Annotated in this window: 15 protein-coding genes; all 15 read left to right on the top strand. The window is 36.3% G+C overall.

Features of this window, described 5'->3' with window-relative positions; translation table 11 throughout:
- Positions 1-4: 4 nt before the first annotated feature.
- The 15 genes from OB69_RS03095 to OB69_RS03025 all read left to right on the top strand — a co-directional run bounded on the left by OB69_RS03095 (position 5) and on the right by OB69_RS03025 (position 17483).
- Positions 5-1111, top strand: coding sequence for a glycosyltransferase (locus tag OB69_RS03095; protein ID WP_157608475.1), 1107 nt, complete (start codon positions 5-7; stop codon positions 1109-1111).
- A gap of 2 nt (positions 1112-1113) precedes the next feature.
- Positions 1114-2613, top strand: a complete 1500-nt coding sequence (locus tag OB69_RS03090) for an oligosaccharide flippase family protein (RefSeq protein ID WP_053222229.1) — start codon at positions 1114-1116, stop codon at positions 2611-2613.
- Positions 2614-3855: a hypothetical protein gene (locus OB69_RS03085; RefSeq protein WP_053222228.1), complete on the top strand. Its 1242-nt coding sequence runs from the start codon at positions 2614-2616 to the stop codon at positions 3853-3855.
- A gap of 19 nt (positions 3856-3874) precedes the next feature.
- Positions 3875-5014, top strand: coding sequence for a glycosyltransferase family 4 protein (locus OB69_RS03080; RefSeq protein ID WP_053222227.1), 1140 nt, complete (start codon positions 3875-3877; stop codon positions 5012-5014).
- Between the two features lie 16 nt (positions 5015-5030).
- Positions 5031-6170 (top strand): N-acetyl sugar amidotransferase, encoded by a 1140-nt coding sequence (locus tag OB69_RS03075; RefSeq protein ID WP_082338052.1) that lies wholly within the window; start codon positions 5031-5033, stop codon positions 6168-6170.
- Positions 6167-6787: an imidazole glycerol phosphate synthase subunit HisH gene (hisH, locus tag OB69_RS03070; RefSeq protein WP_053222225.1), complete on the top strand. Its 621-nt coding sequence runs from the start codon at positions 6167-6169 to the stop codon at positions 6785-6787. Before OB69_RS03075 ends, hisH begins: the two co-directional genes overlap by 4 nt.
- A complete protein-coding gene (locus OB69_RS03065) occupies positions 6781-7548 on the top strand; it encodes an AglZ/HisF2 family acetamidino modification protein (RefSeq protein WP_053222224.1) in 768 nt (255 codons plus the stop codon). Before hisH ends, OB69_RS03065 begins: the two co-directional genes overlap by 7 nt.
- 5 nt (positions 7549-7553) lie before the next feature.
- Positions 7554-9671, top strand: coding sequence for a bi-domain-containing oxidoreductase (locus OB69_RS03060; RefSeq protein ID WP_053222223.1), 2118 nt, complete (start codon positions 7554-7556; stop codon positions 9669-9671).
- Between the two features lie 142 nt (positions 9672-9813).
- Positions 9814-11271, top strand: coding sequence for an alginate lyase family protein (locus OB69_RS03055; protein WP_185096850.1), 1458 nt, complete (start codon positions 9814-9816; stop codon positions 11269-11271).
- Entirely contained in the window at positions 11261-12346 is a 1086-nt protein-coding gene (wecB, locus tag OB69_RS03050) for a non-hydrolyzing UDP-N-acetylglucosamine 2-epimerase (RefSeq protein WP_053222221.1), read from the top strand. The genes OB69_RS03055 and wecB overlap by 11 nt, the downstream gene beginning before the upstream one ends.
- On the top strand, positions 12343-13521 hold the full coding sequence (locus tag OB69_RS03045; RefSeq protein ID WP_053222220.1) for a glycosyltransferase family 4 protein: 1179 nt from the start codon (positions 12343-12345) through the stop codon (positions 13519-13521). Before wecB ends, OB69_RS03045 begins: the two co-directional genes overlap by 4 nt.
- A 3-nt stretch (positions 13522-13524) precedes the next feature.
- Positions 13525-14379: an NAD-dependent epimerase/dehydratase family protein gene (locus OB69_RS03040; RefSeq protein WP_053222219.1), complete on the top strand. Its 855-nt coding sequence runs from the start codon at positions 13525-13527 to the stop codon at positions 14377-14379.
- Between the two features lies 1 nt (position 14380).
- Positions 14381-15601: a polysaccharide biosynthesis protein gene (locus OB69_RS03035; protein ID WP_053222218.1), complete on the top strand. Its 1221-nt coding sequence runs from the start codon at positions 14381-14383 to the stop codon at positions 15599-15601.
- Position 15602: 1 nt separating this feature from the next.
- Positions 15603-16268, top strand: a complete 666-nt coding sequence (locus OB69_RS03030; RefSeq protein ID WP_053222217.1) for a sugar transferase — start codon at positions 15603-15605, stop codon at positions 16266-16268.
- 87 nt (positions 16269-16355) lie between these two features.
- Positions 16356-17483, top strand: coding sequence for a glycosyltransferase family 4 protein (locus tag OB69_RS03025; protein ID WP_053222216.1), 1128 nt, complete (start codon positions 16356-16358; stop codon positions 17481-17483).
- The last annotated feature ends 81 nt before the right edge of the window (positions 17484-17564 follow it).

Raw genomic sequence — 17564 nt, 5'->3', positions numbered from 1 at the left:
ATGGATGAAAACGGGCTATAAAGTTTATTTCGATGCTACGAAGACGACTTCAGGTCAGCGCTTTTTCAGAATGCTTTCAGAATTGTTAGCAGAGCAAGAAGGGTATAATCCTCAAAACCCAAAAGTTGTCTTATTCAATATTTCAGCTTCATTTGGTCAAATATTAAAAGAGAAGATCAAAGGAAGAAGAGTTGTGTTGAGAGTAGACGGGCTTTATTTTGATGATTTTTCTAACGGCTTTTTAAACTCATTTCCATTACCGTTAAGGGTACTTTTCCGCTTTGCAGCTCGCTATACTTTTATGAGAGATAAAGCACTTTTTTGCGCAAATCTTTTAAACCAAAACTACACTTCTTTCCTACGCATATTATTGGCCAATCATCTCATTTATCAATCGAATTATTCACGAGAGATTCATGAAAGATTCTTTAATAAGAATGCTTCAGTTGTCATTAATGGAGCCACAACCAAAGAAAATGTAGTAAGGAAAGTAGAACAGGGTGATACCATAAAGCTTATCACTATTAATGATCCTTGGAGACCTTCTAAGAGGATTGTTGATATGGTTAGGTTCGTTGAAGAGTTCAACCAGAAAGAGTCTCGAAGATTAGAATTGACTTTACTTGGTTTTGAAGGAGAGATAGCCGACTGCAATAAAGAAGAAGTTTTAGGATTAATTGATTCTTCATCATTTATCAAAACGCTACCTCGGTTCAAATCTTTTGAGGGTCCCTTCTTAGAAGCCATTCAAGAGGCTCATATAGCTATTTTCTTGGGCTACAGAGATTCTTGTCCTAATGTTGTTTCCGAATTAATGTCTTTTGGATTGCCTGTTCTTTACTTCAATAGTGGAGGTGTTCCTGAGATTGTGAAAGATGCCGGAATCGGAATTGGTTCGGACGACCATTTACAGAATTATTACACTAATCACAGATTTGGATGTGATTTTCCTGAAATTGAATATGCAGATTTCAAAAAAGGAGTTGAAGTACTATACAAAAAGGAAAATCATTTTCGAGATCTTGTAAGAGAAAGATTTGAGAGAGAGCTTGATATACAGGTTGTTGTAGATAAGTATCGAAAAATTCTAATGAAAGAAGAGTTTAGATAAAATTGGGACAGAAGAATTTTTTACTCAAGGTTTTAGGGCTAAGTGCTGGCCCTAGAGTTATCACATCTGTCCTTAGTCTTGTGACGTTTCCAATAATGGTTAAAACGTTGGGTGCAAAGGAGTATGGTCTATTTGTCTTTGCAGGCTCCTTTATAAACATTTTGGATTCTGTATTTGATTTTGGGGTAGCATCTGCTGCTGGTAAATCAATAGCTGCATATAGGGATAAAGCTTCTGGTGAAATGTCACTTTTAATAAGAAAGTGGCTTCCTCTACAATTCAAAGTCTCCTTACTCGGAATGATCCCTGCGCTGGTTTTGGTCTGGCTTATATCAACTTTTGCTGAATTTGATAATAGAGAATCATTACCAATTTTTCTAGTTTGTTCTTCATGGTTTTCAGTATTCCTCACATTTTCACGGATGAGTTTAACCTCTTTGTTGAAATTTAAAAGTTTGGCACTACTCGATACAACAGAATCTGTTTTAAGAAATGGAGGCTTTATCTTAGTGTCTATACTTTTTCCTTATGCGGAGGGTTTAGCAATTGCTCAAATAGGAACCGCGATTCTATCAAGTATTTTTGGTTTCGGTCTTTTGCTGCCCTACATAAGAGTTAAACATTTCGATAGGAATTTAAATAACCATTTTGACCATTTAAAGACTAAGCAAATGTTACTAGAAAGCTTATCCTTTTTATGGTTGAGGGTAATAACTAAAGGTTATAGATCACTTCCCTTAATAATTTTTGGAAAAATTGTGAGCGTTGAGCTTCTAGGTTTAATAGGAGCTTTTGATAAAATAGTCACAATGTTGACACTACCTTTTAATATTATTGGAAATGCGTTGTCAGTTAAGTCTAAATCTATTCTAGATAAAGGAAAAATGAACGCAGAAAAAATGTGGCATGTTGCTACAAAAGTAAGCTCAGTGTCATTGTTGCTGTTTTTCTATGTTTTTCTAGGCTCAGAATCTTTTATCTTATTTTTTCTTCCAGAGGGAGAAGGTTTTAGTGAAGTGGTTAGAATATTGTCTTTTCTGTTCATTTTCTTGTCACTCTCAAATGTAATTACACCCATGTCTGATTTTATTGGTGGATTGAAGCAACGAAACATTTTCATGACTTTTATGGTGTGTATTCAATGTCTTCTTATCTATATAGGCAAGATAATCTTTGGGGACATTGGTGCAGTCACTTTATATGTCTCTGCAATAGGTATTATGTCTATTGGCTATCTTTTTATTGCAAGGCGTAGTTTTTTTAATGAGACTAAAAACATACTTTCGAATGATATACTTTTGTTTACTTCATTTCTCGCAATAAGCGCCTTTTGTTCCTGGCTCATTTCCAATTATCTACTTTCAAATTTAGACGTGTTTAGGGGAATAACTAAAGAGGCTGTGACTCTATTAGTTTTTAGTATTTTGTCTGGTTTGCTTATTGTAAGAAATCAAAAAGTCAATAAAAGCTACTTGAATAGGTCTTTCTTGGAATTCGATTAAATGCAAAACTCATCATTGATTAATCGATTTAATGATTCTAGAGTAGGTTGGATACAACCTAAAGAAAAGGTTTATGGAATAATGGTAAGCCTAATTGTTATTTTTAAATTGATTGGTGATGTTACTCCATACCCCAATCAAATTTTTGTGGGCTATATAGGACTAACACTGTTTGTGGGGCTCTATTTTTTTCCATTTAGAAAATCAGAATTTCGTCAAGTTTCAAGATCAATTTTTATATCACTTTTATATGTATTTACATTCATTTTGGTTTCATATTATGGGGTTAGTTGGGAATATTCTGTTAGTCACAATGCTCTTTTACTCCCCTTGTATCTTATCCATTTCCTGATATTTTACATTTTTGCATTAAGGGTTACGCCTTCCACAGGCCTATTTTATGTGTATAGAGCTATGCTTGTATATGGTTTATTAGCGGTGTTGTTCTCACAAATAGGCTTGATTGATGCTGAAAAAACGAGAGTAATTTCTGGAGTAGATATTCCTTTAGGAGTTTGCTTAGCTTTCCTTTTTGGTGACCTATTTTCTCTCTTTTTGTTTTTGGTGATTGCTTTAATGTCAATAAAGAAGACAGTGATTCTAGCGTCATTCTTAGCACTATTTTTAACTTTTACTTTCTCTAGGTTTTTTAAGGCAGGGAATTTGGATTTGCCCATCCAAAAGATTAGAAAAATTCAGTTTTCTAAGAGTGTTATTGCAGTCTTAGGCCTTTTCTGTGCTATTTTTCTCGTAGGATTGTTTTTCCCTTTTTTCTCAGCTTCAATTGCAAGACTTGGTGAAACTGGAATTGACTATTATAGAGTATTGGCTGCTCTTGAATTTGCTCGATTATTGGCGGAGTACTTTCCACAAGGTACAGGGTTTTATACTTTTGGATTTTTGACCATTGAAACGATAGAATATACTTCTAGTACTGCCTCTGGTGAGGTTCTACCTGATGGAATGTCACTACATAACACACCTTTCCATATACTTTTAGAGGGAGGGCTAATTGTATCATTATGCTGGATAACGAATATAATAAGATTGGTTTATGGTTCAAGATTAATGTTAAAAACTAAATTATTTAAGCCAATAGGAGTTTTACTACTCGTTTGGTTTATAATCACTAATATCTATGGGTTAACCCAACAACTTCATTCTAGTCATTACTTCTTTGGTTTATTTGGCTTGTTTTATGGCTACTTTGATAAATACAAAGCTTTAATGCAACCTCAATAAATGAATCCAAGTTTGTAACATGATAGTCGGTATTGACGCCTCAAGAAATAGATCTGGCGGTGCAAGAGCACATTTAATAGGCATACTAAATGAATCCAATCCAACAGAAAATGGCATTGATCATGTTCATCTTTGGTCATATAAAAAACTATTAGATGAACTACCCGACTTCCCTTGGCTTACAAAACATAGTCCTAAAGTATTAGAAGCGTCTCTTCCAAAGCAAGTCTATTGGCAATATTTTAAGTTAAAAAAAGAAGCTCAAAATGCAGGCTGTACAATTCTTCTTAGTACAGATGCAGGGGGAATTAGCAATTTTAAACCAAGCATTGTTATGAGTCGTGATATGCTCTCCTATGAGAAGGGAGAGATGAAAAGGTTTGGTTGGTCTAAAGCAAGAATTCGGTTAATCATTTTGAAGTATGTACAAGCTTTGGCTTTGAAAAGAGCTGAAGGTACGCTCTTTCTCACCAAGTATGCCTCAGAGATTATTCAAAATTTTACAGGGAGACTCAATAATGTACGCGTTATCCCGCATGGAGTAGGTAAGAATTTTAAAGTTTACAGTAAGAAGAATGATTGGAAAGCTGAAGAAAAAAGGGGCATTAGGTGTATTTATGTTTCCAACGCTTCAATGTATAAGCATCAATGGCATGTTATAAAAGCAGTGGCTAGTTTAAAGAAAAAGGGCTATCCTCTTGAACTACTTCTTGTTGGTGGTGGAAAAGGGAAGGCTCAAGAGCTACTGGATCAATGTAAGAAACGGTATGATCCCACGGCAAGTTTTATTAAACAATTCGATTTTGTTAAGCATGATGAGGTCCCCGACTTGGTTGCAGAATCTGACATATTTATTTTCGCCTCAAGTTGTGAGAATATGCCTAACACTCTGATTGAAGGAATGTCAATCGGAATGCCAATTGTCTGTTCTGATCGTGGGCCAATGCCTGAAGTTCTAGAAGATGGAGGCCTTTATTTTGACCCTGAAAATCCAGATACAATTCAAAAAGCTTTAGAAGAGATCATCAATAATGTAGAACTTAGATCGAAGCTAGCAAGTCGGGCTAAGCAACTATCTGACAATTATTCTTGGTCCAAAACAGGAATAAAAACCTGGGGATTTTTAAGAGATGTTCACACGGCAAAAATAAGTGAATAAAAGTAGGTAAGACTTTATGAAAGAAAGAGAATATCAAGTTTGTACTAGATGTGTAATGGATACTACAGATTCTCAAATTCAATTTGATGAAAATGGGGTTTGCGATCACTGTAACACATTCTATAGGGATATAAAACCCAATTGGCATACCGATCAAAGGGGGTTGGATGATTTACAGAAAACGGTAGATGCCATAAAAAAGGACGGCAAAGGCAAAGATTTTGATTGTATCATAGGAATGAGTGGGGGTATTGATAGCTCTTACCTTCTTTATTTGGCAGTAGAAAAGTTGGGTTTACGTCCTTTGGTGTTTCATGTAGATGCCGGCTGGAACTCTCAACAAGCAGTAAATAATATCGAGGTAATGGTTGACAAGCTAGGCTTGGATCTCTTCACTGAAGTGATTGACTGGGAGGAAATGAAGGATTTGCAACGTGCCTTCTTTAGATCTGGAGTACCGCATATTGATACACCTCAAGATCATTCTTTTTTTGCAACGATGTATAAGTTTGCAAATAAGTATAAAATCAAGCATATTTTGACTGGCGCTAACTATTCAACTGAATGTATTCGAAACCCTAAAGAGTGGATGTACTTTCAATCAGACTCCAGACAGATTCGGGATATACATGATCAGTTTGGAGAAAAACCTTTGCGAAACTTCCAGTTGACAAGTATTCTATGGCATAAAGTTTATTTACCATATTTCAAGAATATAAAAGTGGTAACGCCTTTAAATTATATGCCATATATTAAATCAGAGGCTGTAGAGTTATTAAAATCCAAGTTTGGATGGCAAGAATATCCACAAAAGCACTTTGAGTCACGCTTTACTCGCTTCTATGAAAGTTACTGGCTTCCTGAGAAGTTCGGCTTCGATGTAAGGAAGGTTCAGTACTCAAGTTTAATTTTGACAGGCCAAATGACAAGAGAAGAGGCTATAGAGAATCTTAAGAAAAAGGCTTACGATGAAGAGAATATTCATCATGATTTTGAATATGTAGCGAATAAACTCGATATGACAGTTGAAGAGTTGAAAGCCTGCTTTAATTCTGAGAATAGGACGTATAAAGACTATAAAAACCAAGAATCAATTTATGATGTTGGGGCCAAGTTTATGAGAGGTTTAGGTCTTGCAAAGGGTGGAAAAAGATGATCGGTATTATTGATTATGGTTCGGGTAATGTTAAGGCCATAGCAAATATCTATAAAAGGCTAAATACGGATTACTTTATTACCAGCGACCCTATTGAGCTTGAAAAAGCTACTCATTTGGTACTACCAGGAGTAGGAGCATTTGATCAAACAATGAATTTGCTTAATAGTTCTGGCTTGAGGGTTAAGTTAGATTCGCTCGTATTGAATGAAAAAATCCCAATTGTTGGTATTTGTGTTGGAATGCAGATTATGGCTGAATCTAGTGAAGAAGGAAAAGAAAGCGGTCTTGGCTGGATAAAAGGAACTGTCAAGCGAATAGATGAATCTACACTGATTCGTAAGCCAAAATTACCTCATATGGGGTGGAATAGTATTGTAGTGAATACTCAGACGAATCTATTGCAAAATGTTGACTTGAATAAAGGGTTCTATTTTTTACACTCATATTATGTGGATGCCTATGATACTGAAGACGTTATAGCAAAAGTTGATTATGGGAGCAATATAAATTGTATTGTCAAAAGAGAGAATATAATTGGTATTCAATTTCACCCTGAAAAGAGCCATCAAAATGGGATTGAAGTATTTAAGAATTTTTCGACTATCGCATGCTAAGATCTAGAATTACCCCTGTTTTACTGATACGAAACAACGGCCTCGTAAAGACAGTGAAATTCAAAACACCTAAATATGTAGGAGACCCTTTAAATGCAGTAAGGATTTTTAACGAAAAAGAAGTTGACGAATTAATTGTAATAGACATAGATAAATCATCTAAAAATCAAGAACCTGACTTTGGGCTAATAGAACGTTTGGCAATCGAGTCACGGATGCCTTTATGCTATGGTGGTGGGATTAAAACACCTGAACAAGCCCAAAAATTAGTTAATCTTGGAGTAGAAAAGGTAGCCGTTAGTAGCGCAATAATCAATGAGTCCAACCTCGTAAGAGAGATGTCTGAAGCTGTGGGTCAGCAGAGTATTGTAGCTGTTCTTGATATTAAAAAATCAGGCTTGTTAAAAAAATACCGACTTTTTACACTGAACGGAACGAAAGAGGAAAAAAGGGATCCATTTGATTTTGCTTTAGAGCTACAATCAATAGGGATTGGTGAGTTATTGGTGAATTCTATAGACCAAGAAGGTACTATGGAAGGGTATGATAACAAACTCAATAGTAAAATGAGAGACATGTTAGATGTTCCTATTACTTTCTTAGGTGGGGCGGGTAGCTTAAGTGACATCAAGGATTTAATTGAACGCTTTGGGCCAGTAGGGGCAGCTGCAGGCAGCCTTTTTGTCTTTAAGGGGAAGTATCGTGCAGTTTTGATTAATTATCCTAATCAAGCTGATAAATATTTACTTTACAATCATTAAGACTAATGAAGCAAATTATACAAGATTTAAAAACAGGTAATACAATTCTTGAAGAGGTTCCTGCCCCATTGGTCAAGTCGGGTGCAGTTCTTATTAAGACACAACGCAGTTTAGTTTCGCTGGGTACGGAAAGAATGCTGGTTGAGTTTGGAAAGTCTAACTTAATCTCAAAGGCTCGCCAACAACCAGACAAGGTTAAAATGGTGCTCGATAAAATCAAGACTGATGGCTTAATGCCCACCTTGGAGGCGGTATTTAGTAAACTTAACCAACCCTTACCTATGGGTTATTGCAATGTTGGTGAGGTTGTAGCTGTAGGTAAAGGGGTTAAAGAATTTAAGGTTGGCGACAGGGTAGCTTCAAATGGTAATCATGCTGAATTTGTTTGTGTTCCTGAAAACCTTGTTGCTAGAATTCCTGATAATGTATCTTATAGTGAGGCTTCATTTACGATCATAGGCGCTATTGGACTTCAAGGTATTCGTCTCTTGAACCCTACAATGGGAGAAACAGTTGTGGTCATAGGTTTAGGACTTATTGGTTTAATTACAGCTGAATTATTGATCGCTAATGGCTGCGATGTTATAGGTTTTGACTACGATCAGAGTAAAGTTGATATAGCTACTGCTAAGGGTATAAAAGCCATTAACCTCAGCACTGGAGCTGATCAAGTGAAAATAGTTGAAGAGCATACTAACGGAGTAGGTGCCGATGGAGTAATTATTACCGCCTCAAATAAATCGAACGATATTATTTCTAATTCGGCAAAAATGAGCCGAAAGCGCGGCCGTATCGTACTCGTTGGTGTAATTGGCTTGGATATTTCAAGAGCCGATTTTTACGAAAAGGAGCTTACGTTTCAAGTGTCTTGCTCATATGGACCGGGGCGTTATGATGACGACTATGAACAAAAAGGACAAGATTATCCACTCCCATTTGTTCGCTGGACGGAAAAGAGAAATTTTCAAACGGTTTTGGGCGCAATTGCTAATGGAAAGCTGGACGTTAAGCCTTTGATTACAGAAGAAATACCGCTTGCTGACTTTGATAAAATTTACGGAAATATAGGCGCGTCTAAATCGGTGGCCTCAATTCTCGTTTATAGTAATGAAGAAGAGACCCCCACAAGGAAAGTAGAAGTAGGGGCTGGAAAAGGAAAAGGCGGTGCGTTAGGAATCGTTGGGGCAGGTAATTTCACAAATGCAATGATTTTGCCAGCCTTAAAGAAAAATGATACCCCTGTTAAATACATAGCTAGTTCAGGTGGCTTAAGTGCCAAGACATTAGCGAACAAGTTTGGGGTTAATTTTGCCACTAGTGATTATAAAGAAATATTAGCGGACGATGAGGTTAAGTTAGTTTTGATTACAACACGACATAACCTTCATGCTTCAATGGCATTAGCTTGTTTAGAGGCTGGAAAGCATGTCTTCGTTGAAAAGCCATTGGCTTTAAAGCTTACTGAAGTCGATGATATTATTGCTCAGGCCGAAAAGTCAGAGAAGTCAGTAGTGGTAGGATTTAATAGAAGATTTTCTCCCCATATGGAGAAAATAAAGAAAGCACTAGGAGAAGCCAGTGGCCCTATTAACATATGCGCTACCATGAATGCTGGTTTTATTCCTAAAGATGTTTGGATCCACGACATGGAAGTTGGTGGGGGTAGAATCATTGGTGAAGCATGTCACTACATTGACCTTTTGGTGTATTTAACTGGAAGCCCTGTTACCTCTGTTTGTATGAATGCCATGGGTAAGAATCCAGAGGAAAATACTGATAATGCTTCTATTCTTTTAAGGTTTGAAAACGGCTCAAATGGAATCATTAATTATTTTGCGAATGGTTCTAAATCTTACTCAAAGGAGCGCATAGAGGTTTACTCTCAAGAAAGAACGTTTGTTTGCGACAACTTTAGGATAACTCAAGGTTTTGGAGCTAAAGGCTTTGGTAAATTAAAAACCAAACAAGATAAAGGTCACGTAGAACAATTTAGACGTTTAAGCGAATTTGCAAAAATCGGAGGTAATCCTATTATCCCAATTAATGAAGTTATTAATGTAAGCAAGGCCAGTATTTTGGCAGTAGAAAGTTTAAAAATGGGCGCTTGGGTAGATGTGGACTAGACTGAAATTGATGTTTAATACTGTTGTCCACTTAAAATGGATACAGGTTTTTTATCAAATATATTATAAAGTTAGAAATAGGGTCTTTGACCCTATTTCTTTTGGTAACCTTCGGGGTTATAAACCAATTCAGGATCGGATTGTGCTTGCAGCCTTTCCATTTAGCCCTGAGGCGACCAGCATTGAATGGTTGACGGAGAAAGATTTGAGATTTTATTTCCTAAACCTACCTCACGAATTCATCAGAAAGGTGGACTGGAATTATGAAGGGAAAGGTAAACTGTGGAACTACAATTTAAACTATTTCGATTTTCTTTTCGATTCGAAAATTGATCCTGATTCTGGCAAAAAACTCATAAAAGATTACTGTGAAAGCTATAACAGCTTAAAAGGCGGGTTAGAGCCTTATCCTATCTCTTTAAGGGGAATTAGCTGGGTAAAGTTTCTATCAATGAATAGCATTAAAGAGGATGTGATAGATCAATGTCTCTATAAGCAATTCAAAATTCTTGAGTCAAATTTGGAATACCATATTTTGGCAAATCATTTGCTGGAAAATGCATTTTCATTGTTTTTTGGAGCCTATTATTTTGAAAACGATAGCTTTTATAGGAAAGCCAAAAAGCTTTTAATGGCACAACTGAGTGAGCAAATACTTTCGGATGGGGCGCACTATGAGAGGTCCCCAATGTATCACCAGATTCTGCTTTTTAGATTACTCGACACTATCAATCTGGTTCAAAACAATACTTGGCAATCTAAAGAACTGATAGAAGAGCTCAAGGGTATTGCTCAATCTATGCTGTCATGGTTGGAGATGATGACTTTTAGAAATGGAGAAATTCCATACTTAAAAGACGCCACAAAGGGAATTGCTCCTACAACCCAAGAGTTGTCCGATTATGCAAAACTATTGAGCGTTGACTGGGAAAAAGAGATATCTCTTTCAGAGTCTGGGTATAGGAAATTTTCTAATGAGAGAATGGAACTCGTTGTAGATATAGGAGGGATTACCCCCTCTTATCAGCCAGGTCATGCGCATTCGGATGAGTTAAACTTCGTTCTAAATCTTAATGGGAAACCATTTATTGTTGATGTTGGTATTTCTACTTATGAAAAGAACCATAGAAGACAATTAGAAAGGTCAACTATTTCTCATAATTGTATTTCTTTAGATAATACTAATTCCTCTGAAGTATGGGGAGGGTTTAGAGTTGCAAAACGTGCTAAGGTTCGTTTACTGAATGATTCGATCTCTGAAATTATGGCGGAGCATAATGGATTTGTGCACAAAGGGCTAAGCGTTAAACGAAAATTCAGCGTTAGTCAAACCTCCATTTACATTGAAGATATCTTAAAGGGAAGCAGTTCATTGATCGAGGGTACAGTCTCTTCTCTTCATTTCCACCCGGATGTTGAGTTGAAAATTTCAGGAAATGATATTTTTGTAGATAAAATAAGGATTAAGTTAGAGGGCTTTCGTTCCTTTGCGCTTGAGAGTTACGAATATGCTGATGGTTTCAACCGTTTAATCGGAGCAAAAAAAATAGTACTGAAACCAAGTGAAACAAACCAAATAGAAATTCAATATGCTGATTGATATTATTGCTGGGGCTCGCCCTAATTTCATGAAGATTGCACCAATAATTCACGCTATTCAAAAAGCTGAAGATAATGGTTCAAAGCTGAAATATAGACTGGTCCACACCGGACAGCATTATGATAAGAAGATGTCAGGTGATTTTTTTGAGCAACTCAATATTCCTCATCCAGATGTGAATTTAGAGTCAGGTTCTGGAACCCAAGCAGAGCAAACCGCTAAGATAATGGTCAGGTATGAGGCTCTTCTATTAGAAAAGCCTTGTGATTTAACCTTGGTAGTTGGCGATGTAACCTCTACAATGGCCTGTTCGATTGCAGCAAAAAAATTAAACATTAAGGTAGCTCACGTGGAAGCCGGTATTCGCTCGTTTGATCTTTCGATGCCCGAAGAGATCAATAGAATGGTTACCGATAGTATAACAGACTACTTTTTTACTACCTCTGAACGCGCGAACATTAATTTAAAAAGGGCTAGCGTAGAAGATGAGAGAATCTTTTTCGTGGGTAATACAATGATCGATACTTTGCTTAAGAATCGGTCGCGTTTTATGAAACCTGAGGTTTGGGATGAGTTAAAACTTAATGAGTCCGGCTACATTGTTATGACGTTGCATAGACCAGCAAATGTAGACGAGGAACATAAATTAAAAGGTCTAATACAAGAGATTGTAGATCATTCTCAGGGAATGCCTTTGCTTTTTCCAATTCATCCAAGAACCGCTAAAGTATTCGAAAACCTAGGGATCACACATGATAATTTACACTTGATCGAGCCACTTCCTTATTTGGAGTTCAACTTTTTAGTTGAAAGATCAAGGGCAGTAATTACAGATTCAGGAGGAATAACAGAAGAAACTACGGTGATGGGAATTCCATGTATGACGCTGAGAGATAATACAGAAAGGCCAGAGACTTGCGAACTCGGAACTAATGAGTTGTTAGGAACAGACCCTAAAGCTATTGGTCCAGCTATGGCTAAATTGTTCTCCGGACAATGGAAAAAAGGAGGAATTCCACAATTATGGGATGGGAAAACTGCAGAGCGGATAATAGAGTGTTTAAATGAGTTATGAAGATACTTTATTTGACTTTTTATTTTGAACCAGATCTTTGTGCTGGTTCATTTAGAAATACACCCTTAGCTTACGAGTTAAATAGAAAACTTAAGGAAGGTGATGAGGTCCATGTGATAACCACCATGCCGAATCGTTACAAGTCTTTCAAAGAAGACGCCCATGAGGTTGAGCGAATTGACAAGCTATTTATTCAGAGAATCCCTATTCCTGATCATCAAAGTGGGTTTTTGGATCAAATTAATTCGTTCAAAACATTTTTCTTTAATGCACTGAAGTTGACAAAGAGGAATCACTATGATTTGGTTTTTGCTTCTTCTTCTCGTCTTTTCACCGCTTTTTTAGGGAGATATCTAGCGAATAAATACAAAGTCAACCTTTATCTTGATATAAGAGATATCTTTACCGATACAATGAATGAGGTGCTCGAGAGTAAAGTATTGAAAGCGCTCAGTTTACCCGTTCTAAGAAAAATTGAAAAATATACCTTTAGAAACGCCAACCACATTAACCTCGTATCAGGTGGTTTTGAAGAGTATTTTAAGAAATTCAAAAAACCATCGTACTCATTCTTTACGAACGGAATAGACGATGAATTCTTAAATCTCCCCGAATCTAAAGAGAGAGTTAGGGATCAATATATCATAACTTATGCTGGTAATATTGGTGAAGGGCAGGGCTTACATAAAATTATACCCCAAGCGGCTAAGGTGCTAGGGGATGATTATAAATTTGTGATTATTGGTGATGGAGGTGCTAAGGGCAAGTTAATAGATCAGATTAAAAAAACAGGAGGCGCTAATATTGAACTGATTGAACCTGTAAATAGGGCTGCCTTGAAGGATTATTATCTGAAGTCGGATTTTCTTTTTCTACATTTAAATGATTTTAGAGCTTTTGAAAAAGTACTTCCATCAAAGATATTTGAATACGGGGCTTATGATAAGCCTATAATTGCAGGAGTTGCTGGTTTTGCAAGTCGTTTTATTCAGGAGAATCTACAAAATTATATACTATTCGCTCCTGGAGATGTGGATTCATTTGTTTCAAGCTTTAAATCCTTTGAGTTTAGAAATCAAAGAAGGTCTGAGTTCATTTCCACATTCAGCCGAAAAAATATAACGGAAAGGATGGCTGATGATATAATTAGTAATGTCAATAAAGGTAATCAGTAACAAATGAAGGAGGTTCTTGTTACGGGTGCATCTGGTTTTGTGGGACAACTTTTTTGTGTCAAGAATAAAGATAGATATATCATAAAAACCGTTTCACTCCAAAACATTAAGGTTAAAGACTTGGACTTGTCGAGCGTAGATGTAATCCTTCATTTAGCTGGAATTGCTCATCGAATGGAGAAGACAGATGACTCCCTCTATTATGATGTGAACTATGAGTTAACTAAGGAATTGGCAACTGCTGCTAAAGCGGCAAATGTGGGCCATTTTCTTTTTGTAAGTACAATTAAAGTATATGGAGACGAGTATGAATTACTCACTCCAGATACTGAGTGTAGACCAAATGATGCTTACGGCAAAAGTAAGCTTCTTGCTGAAGAGGCCCTTAAGGGGTTAGAATCTGAGGACTTTAAAGTTTCTATTGTTCGTCCACCATTAATTTATGGTCAGGGTGTGAAAGGCAACATGAAGAAGCTTATAGCATTGGTTGAGAGGAGAAAGTACATCCCCTTTGGTAATATAAATAATTTAAGGAGTATGGTTGGGGTTGACAATTTTGTTGCGCTCTTGGATAGGGTAATTGAAACCCGTAAATCAGGTACTTTTTTAATCCAAGATACTGAGCCAGTGTCTACTTCAAGATTGATATCAGAAATCTCAAAAGCAAAAAATATTAACGTCAAGTTGATTTCAATACCAAGGGTGATGAGGTTTACGATTAAAAAAATTGCACCTGAAATATATAAGAGGCTGTTTGGCTCTCTCATAGTCGATGATAGTGCCACTAGAAATATATTAAACTTTGAACCTCCTTATTCATTTGAGGAAGGGGTACGATTAATGGTTAAAAATAATTAACATGAATAAACTGTTTAAGCTCGATAGATTTATATCCGAACATGTGACGGAGAGAGAGAATAGTCTTTTTTTAAACGACTTGGTTACTTTTCATCAGGATTTAAAAAGTAAAACAGAAGGAAAAACTGCATTAGTAATTGGCGGTGCTGGAACTATAGGTTCATCATTTATTAAGGCTCTCTTGCATTTCAATATTAGCAAGCTGTATGTTATAGATATAAATGAGAATGGATTAACAGAACTCGTTAGAGATATTAGAAGCTCGGTTGGTTTAAATGTTCCAGATGATCTCAAAACTTATCCTATAAGTTTTTCAGACCCTGTTTTTAAAAAAATGTTTCTTGCTTCAGGGCCTTTTGATATTGTTGCCAATTTTGCAGCCCATAAACATGTGAGAAGCGAAAAGGATCATTACTCAATTGAGGCAATGGTCCAAAACAATGTTTTAAAAGCAAAAGCTCTATTAGACATTTTGGTAGAAAACCCTCCAGCACATTTTTTCTGCGTTTCTACGGACAAAGCAGCGAACCCAGTGAATGTTATGGGAGCAAGTAAAAAGCTTATGGAGGACTTAATTATTGCCTATTCAGACAGGTTGCAAATAACTACAGCAAGGTTTGCTAATGTGGCATTTTCCAACGGAAGCCTACCTTTTGGCTTTATGGAAAGATTAGCAAAGCAGCAGCCCTTCTCAAGCCCATTAAATATTAAAAGATATTTTGTTTCGCCTGAAGAATCTGGTCAAATATGTCTCTTAGCTTGTCTTTTGGGTCAATCAGGAGAAATATTTTTTCCAAAGTTAGATTACAATAAGAATATGAAAACCTTTTCTGATATAGCTGTAAGTTTATTGAAAGAAATGGGTTTTGAACCTGATGTGTGTAAAACGGAGACTGAAGCAAGAGAAAAAGCAGAGCAGTTAAAGAGTGATTCAAGTTCATATCCAGTGTATTTTTTTGAATCAAACACTTCTGGTGAGAAATCTTTTGAGGAGTTTTATACAGAAGATGAAGAATTGGACATGCAAAGTTTTTCTGGCCTTGGCGTGATTAAGAATACTGAAAGAAAGTCTACTCAAGAACTAATGAACATATTCTCTGAACTGGAAACAACATTTAGTTCAAGCGCAATAACTAAAGCAGATGTAGTGAAAATTCTAAAGAACTACCTTCCGAATTTTGATCATATTGAGAAAGGTAAAAACTTAGATCAAAGCATGTGATATGTATAAAGTATTAAAAAGACTATTAGACATCGTAGTGTCGTTTATAGCAATTGTGATTTTGCTTCCCCTATTAATTCCTGTTATGATAGGCCTAAAGTTTACAGGGGAAGGGTATATATTCTATAAGCAGAAGAGAATAGGTTTGAATAATAAGTATTTCTATATACTTAAATTTGCCACCATGCTTAAGGATAGTCCCAATTTGGGCTCGGGTTCTATTACACTTAGAAATGACCCTAGAGTTACTCCTATGGGTGGTTTTCTTCGAAAAACTAAGATTAACGAACTGCCTCAAATATTTAACATTTTGTTAGGAGATATCAGCTTGGTTGGGCCTAGACCCTTAGTAGATAAAACTTTTAACGCCTATTCTGAAGAAGTCAGAAAAGTCATTTATAAAGTCAAGCCGGGTTTAACTGGTATTGGCTCTATAGTTTTTAGAGATGAAGAATCCCTTATTTCAAACAGTGATTTAGAACCTCATGCTTATTATGAAAAAGTAATAGCACCTTATAAAGGAGAGTTAGAGATGTGGTATCAAAAGAACGCGTCTATGTGGACAGATATTAAAATTATATTTCTTACGGCTTGGGTTGTGATGTTTTCTAAATCTGAACTACCTTATAAAATGTTTGATTCACTTCCCGATAAGCCAAATTTTTGATTGTTAATTGCACTTAACAAATAATTAATGTTCTCACTTTTTAATGCTGTGTTTACTTTCTACCTTTGATATTCTCAATTGAGTAGTATGGAACAATTTTTTTTACTTGGTGGTACTGCATTTTTAATTACTTTTTTGATCTTCCCCGTGTTCATCAAGGTATTTAAAAAGCGTAATTTCTTGGATACTCCAGGAGGTAGGAAGATTCATACTGTTCAAACCCCGTCAATGGGAGGACTTCCGATTTTTATTGGGTTTGCCATTTCGTTGTTGATATGGATGCCCTTCGAACAATTGCGTGAAATAAAGTATGTGATTAGTGCGCTTACGATAATGTTCATTATCGGTTTCAGGGATGATTTGATAAATCTAAGGGCATTTCAGAAACTCTTTGGCCAAATTGCGGCAATGTTGATCATTGTGGCTGTTTGCGATATTAGACTAATGTCGCTTTATGGCCTTTTTGGTGTCTATGAAATCCCGTTGGTTGTAAGTTATGCGCTTTCGGCTTTTACAATTATTGTGATTACGAATGCCTATAATCTTATAGATGGAATTGATGGTTTAGCGGGCTCAGTTGGTATAATTTGTAGTCTTTTCTTTGGGGTTTGGTTTTACCTTGTTGGCGCTAGCGCTTATGCTTTTATATCATTTGCTATATTAGGTGGTTTACTGGCTTTTCTTCAATTCAACTGGGCACCTTCTAAAGTTTTTATGGGAGATACGGGGTCTTTAATGATTGGATTTTTCCTGTCCATCGTTACCATAAAGTTTATTGACTTAAATTATAATCTTCAAGCGGCTCATCCGTTTCGCTTTGATGCCTTTATTGGTCCTGCCATTGCCGTACTTATAGTTCCTCTATATGATACACTAAGAGTGTTTATTAAACGAATGCTAAGAGGTAAGTCTCCAATGCATCCAGATCGAACCCATTTGCACCATATACTTCTACGCTTGGGATGTAATCATGCTCAGGCAACGGGTATTTTGGCAACAGTGAATGTGATTTTTGTTCTCTTAGCATTAGTACTAAAGAGCTTTCCAGATATGGTAGTGCTACCAGCATTGATAATTACAGCCCTAACCCTAGGTACAATTACTGAGCTTATTTTTAAGTCAATGATTGAAAAACGAAAAGAAGAACTTAAGGAAAGAAACCGAACTTATAGAAAAGAGGCAAAAGTGATTTCTATTTCGAAGTCAGCGGGCTAGTATTTTACCACTGAAAACAATCTTGTGAAAGCTAAACATTTCTATGTTTAGCTTTTCTTTTATCTTGCAATTGATTTAGAC

The organism is Roseivirga seohaensis subsp. aquiponti (assembly GCF_001267955.1).
GTDB lineage: Bacteria > Bacteroidota > Bacteroidia > Cytophagales > Cyclobacteriaceae > Roseivirga > Roseivirga seohaensis.
This window is presented reverse-complemented; position numbering and strand designations above follow the sequence as displayed.